Source organism: Paenibacillus septentrionalis, from assembly GCF_042659865.1.
Taxonomy (GTDB): Bacteria; Bacillota; Bacilli; order Paenibacillales; family Paenibacillaceae; genus Pristimantibacillus; species Pristimantibacillus septentrionalis.
In genome coordinates this window covers 226,628-244,379 of sequence record NZ_JBHSTE010000004.1, presented here as the reverse complement: position 1 = coordinate 244,379, position 17,752 = coordinate 226,628, and the positions used below count along the sequence as shown (strand labels likewise).

General features: G+C 44.3%; 9 protein-coding genes. 1 reads left to right on the top strand and 8 read right to left on the bottom strand.

From position 1 onward, the window contains the following. Positions 1–195: 195 nt before the first annotated feature. Both ACFP56_RS12865 and ACFP56_RS12860 read right to left on the bottom strand, forming a co-directional pair. Positions 196–3,201: an S-layer homology domain-containing protein gene (locus ACFP56_RS12865; RefSeq protein ID WP_379235063.1), complete on the bottom strand. Its 3,006-nt coding sequence runs from the start codon at positions 3,199–3,201 to the stop codon at positions 196–198. A 52-nt stretch (positions 3,202–3,253) separates the two neighbouring features. Further along, positions 3,254–4,120, bottom strand: coding sequence for a hypothetical protein (locus tag ACFP56_RS12860; protein WP_379235061.1), 867 nt, complete (start codon positions 4,118–4,120; stop codon positions 3,254–3,256). A 355-nt stretch (positions 4,121–4,475) separates the two neighbouring features. On the opposite strand from ACFP56_RS12860, the gene ACFP56_RS12855 reads away from it, so the two are divergent. After that, positions 4,476–5,834 carry a dicarboxylate/amino acid:cation symporter gene (locus ACFP56_RS12855; protein WP_379235895.1) on the top strand — a complete coding sequence of 453 codons (1,359 nt, stop codon included), beginning with the start codon at positions 4,476–4,478 and terminating at the stop codon, positions 5,832–5,834. A gap of 94 nt (positions 5,835–5,928) precedes the next feature. On the opposite strand, the gene ACFP56_RS12850 is transcribed toward ACFP56_RS12855, so the two are convergent. The 6 genes from ACFP56_RS12850 to ACFP56_RS12825 form a co-directional block, all read right to left on the bottom strand. Beyond that, positions 5,929–6,402, bottom strand: a complete 474-nt coding sequence (locus tag ACFP56_RS12850) for a hypothetical protein (protein ID WP_379235059.1) — start codon at positions 6,400–6,402, stop codon at positions 5,929–5,931. 2 nt (positions 6,403–6,404) lie between these two features. Continuing rightward, positions 6,405–6,584 (bottom strand): helix-turn-helix transcriptional regulator, encoded by a 180-nt coding sequence (locus ACFP56_RS12845; RefSeq protein WP_449290045.1) that lies wholly within the window; start codon positions 6,582–6,584, stop codon positions 6,405–6,407. Between the two features lie 246 nt (positions 6,585–6,830). Then, positions 6,831–7,397: an SF0329 family protein gene (locus ACFP56_RS12840; RefSeq protein WP_379235055.1), complete on the bottom strand. Its 567-nt coding sequence runs from the start codon at positions 7,395–7,397 to the stop codon at positions 6,831–6,833. A 363-nt stretch (positions 7,398–7,760) separates the two neighbouring features. Continuing rightward, positions 7,761–11,399 (bottom strand): S-layer homology domain-containing protein, encoded by a 3,639-nt coding sequence (locus ACFP56_RS12835; RefSeq protein ID WP_379235053.1) that lies wholly within the window; start codon positions 11,397–11,399, stop codon positions 7,761–7,763. A 556-nt stretch (positions 11,400–11,955) separates the two neighbouring features. After that, positions 11,956–13,686, bottom strand: a complete 1,731-nt coding sequence (locus ACFP56_RS12830; RefSeq protein ID WP_379235051.1) for a carbohydrate-binding module family 20 domain-containing protein — start codon at positions 13,684–13,686, stop codon at positions 11,956–11,958. 310 nt (positions 13,687–13,996) lie between these two features. Continuing rightward, the gene (locus ACFP56_RS12825) at positions 13,997–17,746 is read right to left on the bottom strand and encodes an S-layer homology domain-containing protein (protein WP_379235048.1); all 3,750 of its coding nucleotides are present in this window, start codon (positions 17,744–17,746) and stop codon (positions 13,997–13,999) included. Between the last annotated feature and the right edge of the window lie 6 nt (positions 17,747–17,752).

The window sequence follows — 17,752 nt, the reverse complement described above, 5'->3', positions numbered from 1 at the left end:
CTTCTTTCTTCATATATTTTTTTCGTTTCTATCTATTTAAAAAGCTAGCTGCTTCCATGTCTTCTATTGTGAATCATATGATAATTTCAATGGATAATCAAATGGATTCGACTTCATCAATCGAAAAGGAGCTGCCAGAAATCAGATGCACTGATTCTGACAGCTCCTTATTCATGGGGTTAATCTCTATCAACCTTATTTGATTGACAGCAGCCTATAAAGTACCTGGGCTAATTCCGCTCTAGTGGCATTTCCTTTCGGGTTCAACTGGTTGTTATGGCCCTGGAGAGTTCCGCTTTCTACAAATACTTGAAGTGCCTCTTGTGCATATGGCGCTACTTGATCAGCATCTGCATAAGTCGACAAACCGCTCGTTGACGACGTGCTTGGCAGCTCTCCTAGTACATCAAGCGCACGATGCAGCAGCGTGAACAAATCCTGACGAGAAATGTGCTTGTTAGGCTCGAATTTATTGTCGCCTGTGCCTGTAGCAATTCCTAGCTTCTTCGCCGTTGCCAGATATGGCGTATAGTAAGTCGTGCCTCCGTCAACAAAGTTGTTCGCTGTATTAACATCAACTTCAATACCGTATGCTTTAAGCAACAGAACAATAAATTGACCTCTCGTAACCTCAGTATGAGGACTATACTGATCAGCCGTCGTACCAGTCGTAATTTCTCTTGCTGCTAAGTAGGTAACTGCATCCTTATACCATGCACCTACAGGAACATCAGCAAACGTTACATAGTTGTAGCCAATAATGTAATCTGAAAAATGCGAGGTACTAAATTGAACGCTTTTGCTTGCAGCATCATAATTGCCGCGAACCGTTACGATTTCCCCCCTATCCGTTATATGATAAACGATAATGGCACGAGGGTCTTCATTTGCCTGCAAGCTGTATGGCAAGCTAACATGTGCCTTCCCCCCTCCAAAGCTCGATATCGCATCTGTTCCTGCAAATACCGATAAGGAGTATACAGGACGATCTCCAAGCACCTGCTTCCCTTCCTCTGTCAGTGAGGACTTCGCGATAATAATACTGATATCTCCCTCGTAGCTAGAGGCTTGAATGGAAGCAATCGATTGTGCATCAAAGCTTATAGAGCCATAGCCAGCATGAATTTGAACAATAGCATCGGTAGCTGCCAGATTTTTAAAGGCTGTACGCGGCAAAGTCAGCTGAGTCGAGCTAGAGCTTGCATTTCCTTCTATAGTAAATACAACGGTTGCTTCCCTACCTGATTTTTCAACCTTGATGGCATGATCAACGAGCTCCTGCAGTTTATTTTCAGTTACAACTGCTACCGCTTCTCCAGTGGCTGCATCAACCTCTGATGAAACGATCAATTCCGCCTTAGGATTAAGCGGCTGCTCAACAGGTTCAGTTGGCTCAGCTGTCGGTGTTGGAGCAACAGGTGTCGTTGGTGTCGTTGGTGTCGTGCCTTGATATGCAGGGACAACGACATCAATCGCAGGTCCTGCCTCATACAACACTGCCGTCGGCTCAATTGGCTCGCCTGTTCTTGTAACTGGTCCCTGATAGCCGTATTTTGCTCGGTATCTAACGGTATACGTACCCGCTGCAAGATTTTCAATTGCGTCCCCATTAACAGCGATATACGTAGAATCATCGGCACCTGCTCGCTTATATTCCAGCGCTTTATTCGCTGTTCCTGTAATTTTGCCGTTCGTATTGCTTGAAGAAGTCGGAGCAACCCCTGTTAAATGAGTAGGAATCGCTTCTAATCTTGAATAAAGAGATTGAAGTGCAATAACAAGCTGCTTGTTGTTAAAGCCAGCTTCAATGCCATTTCCAAAATCGTAGTCAGGTGCAACATTCGATGCCGCGCTGGTCAACGAATACATCAACTCTACGTGACCAAGAATAGGGGCACTTGCCTCATTTGTCCCGTTAATATTTGCTTTGTTATAGGCAAACAAGAATGGAACCTGAAGACGAGCAGCTGTTGCTGTATTGCCTTGATCATCCGCATAGGTGATGACACGCGGTGGGTTAGTCGAGCTATTTTGCGTCGTAATATTAGTCAAATATTGCGTTACTACATTACCGTAAAGCTTGGCGTAGTCATGGTGATCCGCTCTAACCTGAAGCTCCTCATTATTGTGAGGATGGATGCTGCTTGCAATATCAACCCCTGCTGTCAGCTTTGTATCCCATAGGTAGATACGATCGATGCTGTGCTCTTTTGCATATTGGCCAATGTAATTAATGTTCGCCTGTGTGTTAGGGCACCATGATCCGCCAAACAGGATGACATAGTTGCCGTCGCTTGCGAGTATTTGCGTGAGCTCATGATAGGTGACATGCTCGAATACACTATAGTTTCCTTCCGCTCGATCAAAGATCGTAATGCCCTTTCCATCTTCTGCATTTGCCGGATTAAGAGCAGGTCTTTCACTCCAAAACGTTTGGTTAAATGCGTTTCCGATAAATTCCCAGCATGTAAGAGTTGTGTAATCAGCAGCATTTACCTTGCTGAACACATCCAAAACCTGAGCTTTATAAGCATCAACCTTCTCCTGATCCAATCCGCCTTCTGCAGAATTGAAGTAGTTGCGATCATAGCTTTCATCAACATTATGCTTTTCCAGAGAAGCTACGATCGGTGCAGAAGCCCCCTCCACTTGATGATTTTTGTTGTAAATAAACAGGAACGGAGCTTGCAGCTTACTTGCTGCGATTTCTGCTCCGCCATTCTGCACATAACTAACGTTTTCAACAGCCGGATCAAGAAGCGTCTCAATATTCGTTAAATACTCGTTGACCAAATCAACATAGTAATGCGCGTATTTGCTACTACTGTCGGAAATGTCAAGCTCATTGCCGTCCAATCGGATGTCAAAGTTATATAGCGTGTGTATGCCGTATTCCTTAGCAACCTCGTTAATATAGCGAATATCGGCCTGCGTTTCCTCACTCCAAGCACCGCCGAACAAGATTGCGAAGTTCCCTTCACTTTCGAATATCGTCACCAAATCCTCATAGGTAATGGTCTTCAAAATATGATTTTCATCATTCAACTGAGGGTACACTGCGCTAAAATAATCAAACGACGTAAGCGGGCTGTCAGCTGGGACTGCTGCCGCCTTCACAGCGCTAGTGCCAATACTAGGAAAAATAAGAGCAACAGCTATTAATAGTGCAGCGATTTTTTGCAGAGCGTTTGGCTTCTTCATCTGTATCATCACTCTCTCTCATGGTTTGGTAGATTCATTAATTCCATTGTGCCTAGCAATCTTCATCGTCCCCTGCGGATGGAGCTGCAGGAGCAGGCGCTGCTGGTGCTGCTGGAGTTGGCGTTGATGGTGTTGGCGTTGATGGTGTTGGCGCTGCTGGCGTTGGCGCTGCTGAAGAAGGTGCTGTTGAACCTGCGCTAGAACCTGAGGTTGAGCCTGATGCTGAAGATGAAACTGCAGCTGTTTCAGCCGTTGCTACGACCTTAGGCTGTGACGCTGACTTATTTGTTAACGCAACTCCTGCCGTTTTAGATGTGTTTGAAGCAGGAGCCGTTGCTGCTTCAGGCTTGCTTTCTTCTTGAACTACAGGTGCAGTTGTAGCCTCCGGCTTGCTGCTTTCCTTCTTCACTGTAGGTTCAATAGCAGCTGCTTCAGACGATGTTAATGGAGATGATGCTTTTGGGCTTGCTGCTGGTTGCTGTTTCGTTTCACCTTCCTGAGTGGATGCAGCTGAAGCAGTGGAAACGTGCGATACTGCTGGCTTAGGCTCCTTTACTGTTGTCTGGTTAGCGGACTGCTGCTTGTTCGCGGACAACGCGGCGTCAGGTTTTGAAGCAGCTTCCTTTACGTTCTCAGATTGATCGGCATCAACTTCCTGATTAAAGTCAGATGCTGAAATAATGGCAGCAGGCTCTATTACTTCTTGCACCACATCAGCCGATACCACCTCCGTATCTGCAGCTTCACTAGCAACCTCAACTTCTACTTCCTGTACAACAACCTCGCTGAGCGTTTCAAGGCTGCTATTAGCCGATGACGCTGCCGCTTCCTCCGTGTGCTTGTTAGCAGATACCGCTACATAAGTCAAAATACCAAAAGCAAGTGAAGCTGCAATAATGGATACCGTAAATTTTTTCATGTTCTCTCTTCCTTTCGCTCTAGGAGCAGATAGTAAACGAACAGTTAAGCATTTTGGGCATAAAAAAAGAGATTTAACGAAATGTTGACGTACACATTCGCTAAATCTCTGGTCGACCAGTAGATAGATTATATTTGCCCAAGCAACTTAAATTGCTCTCGTTTGTAATCCCATTATATTTAGTCGGAATTAAAGTGTCAATGACTATTTTAATTATTCCTATATATTTTATCGGATTTACTCCGTATATGAATACCTAACAAAAAATGATTGACTTTTCCAATTCGACTAATGTACATTAAACAATATTATTCATATTAAACAACTTGGTTTAGGGGGAATTATTGTGAACGGTATAGATAATAACTTTTTAGCAGCCATTCAAACCAACTGGTATGGCTTTGTTACCTCGATTTTTGTATTTGCCATTTTATTCTGGTTGGCGAAAAAACGTGTCAGCTTTGGCAAACGTGTATTAATTGGTCTTGGGATAGGCTTAATCGTAGGGATACTGTTTCAAAGCTTGGGGGCGCTTGAGTACAAAGCAATCAGCACATTTGGCAGCATATACGTAAGCTTGATTCGCATGCTCGTTATCCCTCTCGTATTTATTCTTGTATTAAACAGCATTTCATCCTTAACGAATTTAGACTTCTTAAGAAAAATTGGCCTAAAGACATTTGCCTGGTTTTTAGGAACGACTGGAATTGCTTCGATTATCGGTTTAACGATTGCATTAATCATGAACCCGGGGAAAGGCATTCAAGAGGCAACACCTGAGAACTTTACGGCTCGCGAGATTCCGACATTTTCACAGGTCATCCTGGATCTTGTCCCGTCCAACCCCTTTAATGAAGCTGCCAACGGCAAGGTTGTCCCGCTGCTTATCTTTGCGATTTTCTTGGCGGTAGCGATTATCAAAGTTGGCTCGAAAAACGAAGAATCGGTTAAACCGATTCGCGACTTTCTGCAATCTGCAACTCTCGTCTTGCATCAAGTCGTTAAGTTCGTCATTCGTTTAACGCCATATGGTGTGTTTGCACTTATTGCTTCTATGACGGCTCGCTATGGGTGGGAAACGATTCAGGAGCTCGGAAGCGTTATTCTAACCTCCTATGTCGCAATGATTATTCACTTCGTGCTTATTTTCGGTGGACTTGTTTTACTCGTTGCGAAGGTTAATCCGATTAAGTTTTTCAAAAAGATCTATCCTACAATCGCTGTAGCCTTTACTACGCGAAGCAGCTATGCGACACTGCCTGTTAATTTGGAGGTAATTACAAAGCGTCTGCATGTTTCGCCGAAGATTGCAAGCTTCGTTGCACCGCTAGGCGCCTCTGTCAACTTTAATGCATGCGGTGGCATCTGGCCAGCGATTGTCGCTGTATTCACTGCACAGGTATATGGCATTACGCTATCTGGAACGGACTATATCATTCTAGTTCTTGTAAGTATAATTTCTTCCATTGGTGTCGCTGGTGTGCCAGGACCTGCCGTTATTTCAACCACTGTTGTTCTAACTGCACTTGGTCTACCGCTCGAAGGAATTGGTATTGTCGCTGGTGTTGAAGCATTGATCGATATGGGACGTACAGCAGTCAATGCAACCGGAACGACGGTTACTTCACTGCTAGTAGCTAATTCTGAGGGCGAATTTGACCGTGAAAAATTCAATACGAGCAAGGATGAGGAGATTGAACTGCAGGCTGTGTAGTAAGTCAGCCTGGAATCCATTGAGGTAAATTAAAGAGGGGCTCCACAGCCCCTCTTTGTTATATTTATAGTGACTGTAACTGATCGGAGGTTCGTTACTCTTTCATACCATCATTTGAATTGCTTTTACATATCCGATGTCGAAATATTCCTTGCAGGAGCATAGATCCTAATAGGAGTATGAGTAAAGTCCACCATCCGACCGACTTAAAAATTTCCTGCGGCAACATAAACGTGTAACTAAAATAAGCTAAAAACATTATTCCTTGAAGGATTTTAAATGTTTTCGCATCAGCTTCATTATTTAACGCTACAAGTCTTTCATCGTTCTCTTTAATAATGATGCTACGCATCTTCTGTGGCGATTTCTTTATTCTTAATAACTTCAAGTAAGAAACAAATGCAAGACTTAACGGTAAAATTGACAATGCGAACAATGCCTTGTTGTTTGAAAGTAAAGCAATATCCCATTGTCTAAATACAAGACCGACTGTCATGAGGAAAAAACCAATAATCAATGATACAATCATAACTGTTTTAGCCTCTTTTACTGTCTTCTCACCATTCATGCTTATTCCTCCCAAAATAAATCATTCAACGTTTTGTTGAGTGCTTTGCATATTTCAATACATAACTTAAGGCTTGGATTGTAGCTGCCCGACTCGATTAAATTGATAGTTTGCCTTGTAACACCAACAATCTCGGCCAACCTCTCCTGAGATAAGTCAGCTTCTATTCTGGCAATCTTCATTTTTTTATTTTTCAAGATGCCTCCTCCTCTCACTAACACAATACCACTTCACATTACTAAATGTCAATTATATATTACATTATGTAATGTATAATTGTACTCAACCTTTACATGTTAGCATTCGAGAACGATAGCATTTCGAAAAGCAACACTTCATCTGCATTTTTATATGCAAAAAAGTCCAAGCACCTGTCTGCCTGGACTCACTACAAACTTCACTTGTGTGAAATAAAGATTCGACAACTATTACATACTGCGCCGCAATTCATAAAAATACTGCACCGCGGGATGCTTGGCCTTCATCTGCTCGGCCATGTTCAATAGTCGTTTTTTACCTACCCGTCTGTCTACCAAGGCAAAAATATTCAACAATATATCCTTGCTCTCTAGGCTTTCCTCAATAGAGGCAGATAGAAACTTGTTGGCAACAACGACAAAATTGGATTTACTCAATACGGACTGGGCCAACATAAGCTCCTTGGCAAGTAGCGAACTTTTACGGCTTCGTGCAATTACCTCCAGACGGTCCTCCGGTACGTTCCCCTTCATCTCTTTTCGGATCGCTTCTATTTCTTCCTCACCGACAGGGATCTGAATAGCGGGATCATTCTTTATGTCCTGCTCCGTCTGATACCATCTGATTGAAAGAGAGGGATCATTAATTTGAAGCAGGTTCTTTTTATCGACAGTAATATAGCATATACCGGACTTATCAGGTAAATAACGATAACCGGTTGCTCGGTACTCAACTGTTCCATGCAACGCAGGACAGAGGAAACTCTCCAGCTGTTGCTTTAATTTACTCCAGGACATGTAACCTCCTAAATGTAGCTTAGTCGCTTTATTGGGATGCGGTCTAATACTGCTCTTAACTTATGATTTATTCGAACCTAATTTAATAAGATGTGCGATATTCAACCTTACGAACCTCATAATTGGTGAACGTTAGTTAATTTATTCGGTACGCTAGTATAAACCTCCTGCCTTGAGCCTGCTATAAATATATATCGAAAATTGAAGATAATCTAATGTAACGCATGTGGGGAGCATAATTGTGGTGCACGACATTATATATATACACTCTAGTGTCAGTTCTACAGGGCGTTCTTTACAAAGAAAAGCCTATCAACCCACACTAGCGGATTGATAGGCTCTTAATCGTCGTTCTATTTCATCTTATCGCTTATTGATCAGGTTCAAGATGGCTTGCGCCGTTTCTGCACGGTTGGCGTCGGAAGCAGGATCAAAGATTCCGTTTCCTTTTCCTTGCAGAAGTCCCGCAGAAACAGCTTTATTCACTTCTTCTACTGCCCATGAAGAGATGCTTGAGCTATCCATGAAATCTGCTGAACCCGTCGCAGTAATTACGCTGTTTTGATACTCATAAGCACGAACGAGCAGTGCTGCCATTTCTTCACGAGTGATTTTCGCGTTAGGATCGAACTTAGTCTCCGATACGCCCGTGATCAGCCCCGCTTCATAAGCAATCGCTACTTCCTCCGCAAACCATTGACCCGCTTGAACATCTTCAAACGGAACGACGCTTGCTGCATTCGTCAAGCCTAATGCGCGCACCAGCAACGATGTGAACTCAGCACGAGTTGTAGGACCATCTGGCGAGAAGCGTGTATCGCTTGTGCCGTTAATAATATGCTTCGCTGCTAATACCTCTAGTGTGCGAGCAGCCCAGTGGGTTGAAGGAACATCCGTGAATGCCTTCGTGTATGCCAGCACCGCGTATGTGCTCAGATGCTCAAGCGCCACCGTTACGGTATGGCTCGCAGCATCTACGTTGCCTCCTACATATTCCCACTCTTTGCTTGCTTCATTGTAGTAATATACGCCTAGCAGGTCTTTATCAGCCGCTTGGTTATAAGGCAAGGTGATTTCCACGCCGCCGTCAACATTGCTGATGTTGATCACTTGGTCGTTGTACTTCAGCTTAAGCGTGATATCATAGATCGCGCCTGCCACTTCCACACGCGCATGACCACCTTTAGCTGAAGCGTTCGCGAGTTCACTCGAAGTTACTGGTGCAATAGTTACTTCAACACTTGCTTCGGACGGATTGCCCGTTGCAGTCAGCCATTGCTTCAGTGCATCCGCTTGTAGGGTTACAACCGCATTTGCAGCTTTCACCTGCAGAGCTAATCCACCGATATCCTGTACAGGAATAGAAATCGATGTGATGCTGCTGCCAAGCTCAACAATGGCTTTGTCTCCATCCTTCACGACATCAGGCTGAGCTGGTGCCGATGGTTCAGGATTGCTAGAAGGAGGACTAATCGGCCCTGGATTAACTGGAGGATTAGTTGGCCCTGGGTTGCTTGTCTCCTGAGTCCATCCAGCATAGAGAGTCAACGCATAGATATGATCGTCACCGAGTGTGTTGACAACAGGAGTACTGAAGTCATACTCATTCTGGAAGTCAGCATCGGTATACCATTTTCCATCAAAAATATAACCATCGCGAGTCGGGTCAGTTGTCGGACGAGTCGCTTTTCCGCCTTCGCGAACATATTGCGTGTCGATCGGACTGCCACCCGACGTGTTGAAAATCACGCCGTTGCGTCCCGGAGGGAATACATTGCTGTCTGCAAAGCCGATATTGTCTCCTGCAGCAAAAGCCGTATCCCAGTTAGCGCCATTGTTGATAGCAAACCCTGAGTTTCCAGTGCCATAGAAATACAATTGCTCATTATTGAGCATTGTTGCAGTAATTGGCGGTTGACCAGTTTGACTTCCAGCGTTGTTATTAAATATAATCCCGCCAACAGCAGCCCGCGGCATTACAATCTTATACCAATGAGTGTCGTTGCCATTGTATTTCATTCTCGTCATAGGAGTATTGCCAGGCCACCCACCGAACAGCTCAGGATTGAATGTGTAGGTATAGATGTTAGAACCAGCCAGAGCTTGGAAATCCTCATTACGGTTAATGGATAAATACACATTGACGTGCGTTGACTCTTCAACCGGAGGAGCATCATCAAACTCAGCCCACGTGTAAGTAAATTGCTTGGTAATCGACTCTCCGTTTACCTGACCTGCCAACGTGACGATAATTGGCTCATCATAGTTGGTAACAGGCACGGTGATAATCTCATCATGCTCAAAGTTCACAGCATCGCCGTTGTTAATGGAATACGTGGCATTGCTCACATTGATCGCTGACATTCTGAGCTCAAGCTCATCGCCACTAAAGCTGTTGCCGGCTCTCACATCGTCATTGTTAGGAAAAGCAGCCAAAATGATAGGATTGGCGTCTTCTCTGTCCATCAATACGACAAGTCCTTCGTTTGCATTCATGTCGGTACTATTAGTATTTTCAGAGTTGCCAGGAATCGTTCCACTGATTCTGCCATTTGATACTGTAAAGACGTTAGTCTCATCTAGTGCATTAACATAGATGCCATCCTTCAGAAATTCCACTGGTACACTGCCCAGAACGCGGTCAGTTGTACTAGTATTGATTAGCACCGCACCTCCGCCGTCAGCGATTGTACCGCGCTCGATCATAACAGCATTGATACCAAGACTAACCAGATTCTCGTCTCGTCCGGCCATAGCGTTATGGAATTTATTGATCGCCACGACTTCGGGATGACTCCACTGTGGCTTGCTGTTTTCTACGTTATCTGCAGTCCGTACGCTCGCTGTACGGTTCCCGTTAGCATTAATATTACGGGCAAAGAAAAGAGGAGAAGCGTCCTTGCGGGCAGCAATCATCGCCCAGCCTTGTCTAATCTGCTTCGGACTAAAGCCCAAGGACTCGCCTTCGTTGTTGTAAGTATCATGGGATTCCACCCAAGGTACCAGACGTTCACCCGTCAGACCTTCGGCAGCATAATCCTCCCATTTATTGAGACGACCGATGTCTCCTACCTCGATAACACTACGTACATGGTGCCCATACATGGATGCAGTCAAGTCGATATACTTGGCGTAACCTGCCATTCTATCGTTGTTGGGGTCTCCCCCTTGCAGCACCTCGCCGTACTGGAAGTTTTCCTTGCCGCTTGCCTCAAAGTAAGCTTTGACAGCGTCAGTCACATTTTTTACATAATCGCTTCTGAACTCCCCGTCAGCATATCTCTCATTCGTTGCGCCAGCCGCAATACTTGCCGGTGTAGGCTCGTCATCGTCTAGCTCGATGTGCTTGATTGCGTCATAGCGGAACCCGCTAGCGCCAGCGTCGATCATGTCCTGCAAGTATGCGATGAAGGATTGTTGAACAAACGTGGAGTGCGTGTCCAAATCCCTCAGTCCACTGATCATTTCCGGCTGAGTAAGAAGAAAACGGTCATTATAACCTACACCGCTGCTCACATTGTGGAAATGTGTGTTGTCAATCCACGGTTCATCTGAGTTGTTCGGGTTGCCTATATGGTTCGGCACCACGTCCACAATGATTTTAATGCCAAGTGCTTCGGCTGCAGTGGTTAAGCTGACAAATGCGTCTCTGTCGCCATATCTGTTGCCGTTGCCTCCAGCTTCCATGTTTCTAGGCTGATAAGCCATAAACCAGGCTTCCCCAGGTGCGACGCCCATAATTGGCGAAGTTTGAATCGCCGTATATCCAGCGTCAGCGATAGCCTGAAGATTAGCTTCAATAACCTCTAAATTCCAGTCAAAGGCGTGCAGTATAACGCCATCGCGTATGCGTTCCGGAATTTCGTTGCTCTCCGCCTTTACCGACACATCGGTTAAAGATTCGGCCTGTGCCATCGGCACGGTAAAGACCGAGGCCATCAGCACTAAAGTGAGAAGCATACTAAGAAAACGCTTTCGGTTTAGTTGTTTTGTTGATTTCATGAAAATGTTCACTCTCCTAATTGATAGAATGATAACGATAAAAATAGAGATGTTTTGCCAAGTCACAGCGGTCTATCGATGTCAAATTCATTGCAATCTCTTCCTTTATAATCAGCGGATCAAAAATACTGCAATTAGAAATAAGTTGCGACTTCGTTGCGAACTCCTCTTCCATTTCATCATGATCATCTCTTCATCCTAATTGCTTTAATAAACCAATCAGCAAGCACTAATGCCGCTAATGCCAATCAAATTTTCTGCCCCCTCTTTCTTCCCCCTTATTAATAAAATAGTATAGAGATGATTAAACAATCGGGTGTTACCGCATTCAAAGGACGCTGTTCGATAATTTCTACGTTATCTAACAGCCCCCATTTCTTCACCGACATTTACATACATCCCGTAGCTTTCTTCTTAAATATACCATTGCAAAATTGATTACAAGTTAGAGATCGGTTGCGAGTGTAGACGATTATTATTCAAAAATAATTTCTCGTTGCGAAATATATCTATCTTATTTTTGTCTAAATACCTAACTCAACCTGTGCAGCCACTTCTAATTTCTAAAATCAAATGAGACTTGATTATTGCTGGCGCTGACCGTATATGTCCGATTAGCCCCAGTCTCCCAAACGACATTGGCGCCATCCCTTTTTATCGCTTTATACTCAAACGTTGTGCCAATCGGCAAATTGACGGTAAAGCCCCAATGCGGATAATTAGTCGTGCTGCCTGGACCAAACGCTTGACTGACATTCCAATTGCCCAGCGCAGGGATATTGCCGACCAAATATACATTTTGCCCCATGTACGTCGTTGCATTTCTTACGGTAAACGTCACATTAACGGTCTGTGTCGAAGAATCGTTATAAAGCACTGCAATCGTGCCATTAGCGATATTGCCAGTAATTCTGCCGTTGGCTACCGTAAATGTGCCGCCGCCCGTTGCTTTATTGGTGTACACACCGTTAGCCAGATTCGTTGGCTGATTAATCGCTGCATTGCCACCCAAATTAACAATAACCATTCCTTTATTGCCACGCTCAATTAGCATGATCTCATTGCCTTGATATCGCAAATACTCATTTTCACCTGCCATAGCATTGTGGAATTTGTTAACAGCCACTACATCCGGATCTTTCCACATATTATCGCCCGCTGTTCCCAAAGTCGCAGCAAATTTGCCGTTTCCTGCCGGACGATTAAAAAACAATGGAACCGTATGCGCTCTTGACGCTATAATGGCCCAACCCATTTTAATTTGCCAATCGTTCATATTCGTTGATTCATCGCCATGATTCGCATACGTATCATGCGATTCCACCCATGTCACTAGCTTGGAAGGCGCTACGTTAGCTGCATTAAAATTATGGGCCAATTGTACATTTTTGGCGCTATTAAAACCAACTGCGTGACGCACACTGTCGCCGTAATAAGAAGCCGTTACATTCATATAATTGGCATACTGCGCAAATGCATCTGCGCCACCTTGCAGCACTTCGCCATAAATGTACAGGTTGGATCGATTGTTCAAAGAACCTAACACGCGTGTCCAGAAATTTGAAGCTCCATATTGATCAGTTGGCAGTTCAATGTGTTTGGCCGCATCAAATCGGAATCCATCTGCGCCAAGTGAAATCGCATCGTTCAAAAATGCGATGATTTTATCTTGCAGTTCTTGATTGCTTGTGTTTAAGTCCGGTAAGCCAATACCGAGCTGGGTAACTTGCCAACGATCATTCCAGTTCGTAATTCCTCTTAGTTCATGCCAAAAATAAGGGTTGTTGCGAATCGAAGGATCAAGATTGTATGCCGGTACATATTGCAGTGATCCATCTATACCGGCGTTGCCTGTATGATTGGCAACGACATCGACGATAATGTTGATGCCATAATTCACTGCTTCTTCGCATAGCAGTCTAAACTGCTCTCTCGTCCCCAACTGTGCGTTTCCAACATTAAAATTTATTGGTTGATACAGGATCCACCAATTGCTTCCTGCCATCGTGTTTTCTTTACTTCCTTGAATTGGCGAGGTTTGAATTGTTTTGTAGCCTGCCGCAGCAATTTCTGGCAAGCGACTGCGAATGGTGTTAAACGACCAGTTCCACGCATGAAGAATGACTCCTTCTTTCGATGCTGCTGGCAAGTCGTTGCCCGCTGCTTCTGCCACTTCCACACTTACAAGTCTGAAATTGTTTGCGCTTTCAAAACTAAGCGCAAACGGCTGCATGAATAACGCGAAAAACAGAAACCCACTTAAAATCCTCTTTACCATTTTGTTCATTTTCAACTCTCCTTCTTTAATTTTGATTGAGTTAACGATGAATAATTGGTGTCTTCAGTCTGACTTCCTTAATATACCATCTCTATAATTAATGCAAGTTAGAAAGCGTTTTCAAGAATAGACGATTATTATGTAAAGTGAAATTTCTTTGCGATAATGATCTACCTTCTTTTCGTACGAATACCTAACTAATCTCCATTCATAAGTCTCGATGTATCTGAATACTTACATTGTTGTTCATTACAAAAAAAGAACCTATCAACCCGCACAGAGCGGATGGATAGGTTCTAAATCGTCATTCTATTTTATCTTATCGCTTATTGATCAAGTTCAAGATCGCTTGTGCCGTTTCTGCACGGTTGGCGTTGGAAGCAGGATCAAAAATTCCGTTTCCTTTTCCTTGCAGAAGCCCCGCAGAAACAGCTTTATTCACTTCTTCTACTGCCCATGAAGAGATGTTGGAGCTATCCTTGAAATCTGCTGAACCCGTCGCAGTAATTACGCTGTTCTTATACTCATACGCACGAACGAGCAGTGCTGCTATTTCTTCACGAGTGATTTTCGCGTTAGGATCGAATTTGGTCTCCGATACGCCCGTAATCAGCCCCGCTTCATAAGCAATCGCTACTTCCTCCGCAAACCATTGACCCGCTTGCACATCTTCGAACGGAACGATGCTTGCCGCATTTGTCAAGCCTAATGCGCGCACCAGCAACGATGTGAACTCCGCACGAGTTGTAGGACCATCTGGTGTGAAGCGTGTATCGCTTGTGCCGTTAATAATATGCTTCGCTGCTAATACCTCTAGTGTGCGAGCAGCCCAGTGAGTTGAAGGAACATCCGTGAATGCCTTCGTGTATGCCAGCACCGCGTATGTGCTCAGATGCTCAAGCGCAACCGTTACGGTATGGCTCGCAGCATCTACGTTGCCTCCTACATATTCCCACTCTTTGCTTGCTTCATTGTAGTAATATACGCCTAGCAGGTCCTTATCAGCCGCTTGGTTATAAGGCAAGGTGATTTCCACGCCGCCGTCAACATTGCTGATGTTGATCACTTGGTCGTTGTACTTCAGCTTAAGCGTGATATCATAGATCGCGCCTGCCACTTCCACACGCGCATGACCACCTTTAGCTGGAGCGTTCGCGAGTTCACTCGAAGTTACTGGTGCAATAGTTACTTCAACATTTGCCTCAGACGGATTGCCCGCCGCAGTCAGCCATTGCTTCAGCGCATCCGCTTGTAGGGTTACAACCGCATTTGCAGCTTTCACCTGCAGAGCTAATCCACCGATATCCTGTACAGGAATAGAAATCGATGTGATGCTGCCGCCAAGCTCAACAATGGCTTTGTCTCCATCCTTCACGACATCAGGCTGAGCTGGTGCCAATGGTTCTGGATTGCTAGAAGGAGGACTAATTGGCCCTGGATTAACTGGAGGATTAGTTGGCCCTGGGTTGCTTGTTGTCTGGCCGCTAATTGCGATCGTTTTTGTACCCGCTATGCCTGAACCGTCTGCTGCCGTCGCCGTCACCGTTACATTGCCGTTGCTAACAGCCGTTATTAAACCTGACTCATTGATCGTTGCGCTGCCCGTTCCATTCTCGACAGACCAGATAACCGTTTTGTTTGTTGCATTTTCTGGCAGCACCTCTGCTGTTAACTGAAGTGTACCGCCTTTTGTTGTGATCGCATCATTACCATTAACATTGATCATTTCAACAGGTACAGCCTCGTTCTCCACCGAGAAGTCCTCAGCATTATCCACGGTATTGAGCATGACATAGTCAGTTTCATTTACACGATAATGAAAGGTTACAGCAGTGTCCTTATCCACTGTAAAGCTGCCACTTAACGTTCCGTTATGATCATCAATTTTATCAGCCCATGTGTAGGTACCCGGTTCAACAAATGCTGTAACCATATAGGCATCTTTTCGTGTCTGTACCATCGTATATACGTTCTCGATTCCATCTTTACTCAAAGAAAGCTCAACTTTAGCAGTACCAATTGCCTTAACATATTCATCATTACCTTCAATCTTAAATGTAGTGCTTCCATCGTTGATTGAGTCAAACAGATCTCCTTTTATCGAATCCACCCATAGCACAAATGCATCTGTTTCCTTTTCAGATGCTGGGAAAACAACATTCCGATTAGCAGAAGGAACCTCGCCATTATTCCATGTACGATCAAAGTTGATCTTATATTCATACGAGACAGATGCTTCTGGCACGGTGTAGGTAAATTCTCTTGCAAAAATTCCACCGCCAATATAATGAAGAGTAGATAACGGGCTCGCTTGATCCCAACCGCCAAACGCTTTAAATTGTTCGATACCATTTCGATTAAAGAAATTTCCTGTCCAGTTCGCCACTTTTTTGATGCCCTGTACTGGGTTACCGTTGGCATCCTCATGCACATCTTGACCTGTCACCACTTTGTTATCTGCTGCAAATAAACGGATAACAATAATGTGAGCAGTATTACTGTCTGTAATTGTGCCTCTATAGATGGATTCCCCATTGCTTGTAATCCTATAGTCTTTCACTCCTTGAGGAAATGCTACCTCTGCTTCATACAAGCCCTGTTCATATAGACTCATGTTCGTAAGGCTGTCGCCAACCTGAACCTGTAAATAATCGCCAACCTTTACCACAATGTCTGTATTGGGGTCGTCGTCATTGCCATCTTGAGCAGGCAAATTATAAACTTCCAGTTCATACAAGCTTACATATGCACCACTTTTTTCTGTTACATGGACACGGACATATTGATATTCAACACTAGGGAAACGAATCTCCTGTTTATTGGTACTTGTACTTTCGCCTGTCCTAATGACCTCATATCCCGCATTAGGATCATTCGTTCCTTCAATCGTAAACTTTGCTTTGTAGGAATCTGCATATTCACCAGTGCCGCCCCAATAAAGCGTAATCTGATTAAATGCTTTTTGTGCACCTAAGTCCACGGCAAACCATGGATCCGGATCTTCTTCATGTAATACGATAAAGGAAGTATAGCTTCCGTCTGTAAGATTTCCTACATTACGCGCTCCAATCCCACGAGTAGCGCCTCTTGCATTGGAGGATGCACTACCCTGTGTCTGTTTTGCAAGATTAACCGTTTCATCAAGTCCGCGTCCTGTCAAATCCGGCACATGATCAAGATTTCGATAGATATTTGCAAATTCATAAGCCTTTCGTTCTATTAAATTTACGAGATCGCGATCATAATTAACAGGATAATTTCTGTAGTCGGAGCTTTCCACTAGCGCCTTTACCACGGACTGGTCCTCTTCTCTAATTTGGAGAACTGGCTGTTCTTGTCCAGATAGTGTGTAAAAAAGTGTACTCGCGGATACTAGGGAAGCAAGATCATTGCCATGAACATTATCACCGTTGCGATACCAGTGCTTTCCTTCGTTAAAATACAGGTCATAATAGGCCTCCCCGCTAGGTGCCAATAATGCTCCATACTCTTTTGCAACTGCAACGTATGCATTAGTAAAAGTGGTTTGCATGGATTTGAACACATCTTCATTGGACCATGGCATATACAAAACGAGCTGTGGACTTGACTCTGCCTCTTGAATCCATGGATCAAACGCACTAACTCCCTGCCTTAATAAGGATTCCGTGAATCCGGATGACTTTTCCTGCAGCACGATATAATCATAATCACCATACACGATAGCCTCGCGTGTACTAGTCGCAAGAATTTCTGCCTGATCAATCAACGATGCACCCATCTGAGTTCGTGTATCTACAGAGGCTTGTTTCCCTGCATACGCAAACAGCTGTTCCAACTTGTCTGCAACACTGTTATATCTAGTCAGACTGTTTCCCACCATTAAAATTTTGATGGTATCGTCTTGAAGATCTGCGGCATTCTCAACCGCATTCGTGATCACCAGTTCATTTTTCACTTCTGCTGCAACTGCATCCGTGATTTCCGGTTCATGGTTCACTTCGGCTGCAACCGCTTCCAGAGAACTCATGCCTAAAAGCACAACTAACAATATGGCAATCATTTTCCGCGCAACTTTATTCTTCATCATATTCAT

Coding starts and splice junctions, on each gene's coding strand:
- ACFP56_RS12865 (WP_379235063.1), bottom strand. CDS start 3,201: ATGAAGAAGCCAAACGCTCTGCAAAAAATCGCTGCACTATTAATAGCT.
- ACFP56_RS12860 (WP_379235061.1), bottom strand. CDS start 4,120: ATGAAAAAATTTACGGTATCCATTATTGCAGCTTCACTTGCTTTTGGT.
- ACFP56_RS12850 (WP_379235059.1), bottom strand. CDS start 6,402: ATGAATGGTGAGAAGACAGTAAAAGAGGCTAAAACAGTTATGATTGTA.
- ACFP56_RS12845 (WP_449290045.1), bottom strand. CDS start 6,584: ATGAAGATTGCCAGAATAGAAGCTGACTTATCTCAGGAGAGGTTGGCC.
- ACFP56_RS12840 (WP_379235055.1), bottom strand. CDS start 7,397: ATGTCCTGGAGTAAATTAAAGCAACAGCTGGAGAGTTTCCTCTGTCCT.
- ACFP56_RS12835 (WP_379235053.1), bottom strand. CDS start 11,399: ATGAAATCAACAAAACAACTAAACCGAAAGCGTTTTCTTAGTATGCTT.
- ACFP56_RS12830 (WP_379235051.1), bottom strand. CDS start 13,686: ATGAACAAAATGGTAAAGAGGATTTTAAGTGGGTTTCTGTTTTTCGCG.
- ACFP56_RS12825 (WP_379235048.1), bottom strand. CDS start 17,746: ATGATGAAGAATAAAGTTGCGCGGAAAATGATTGCCATATTGTTAGTT.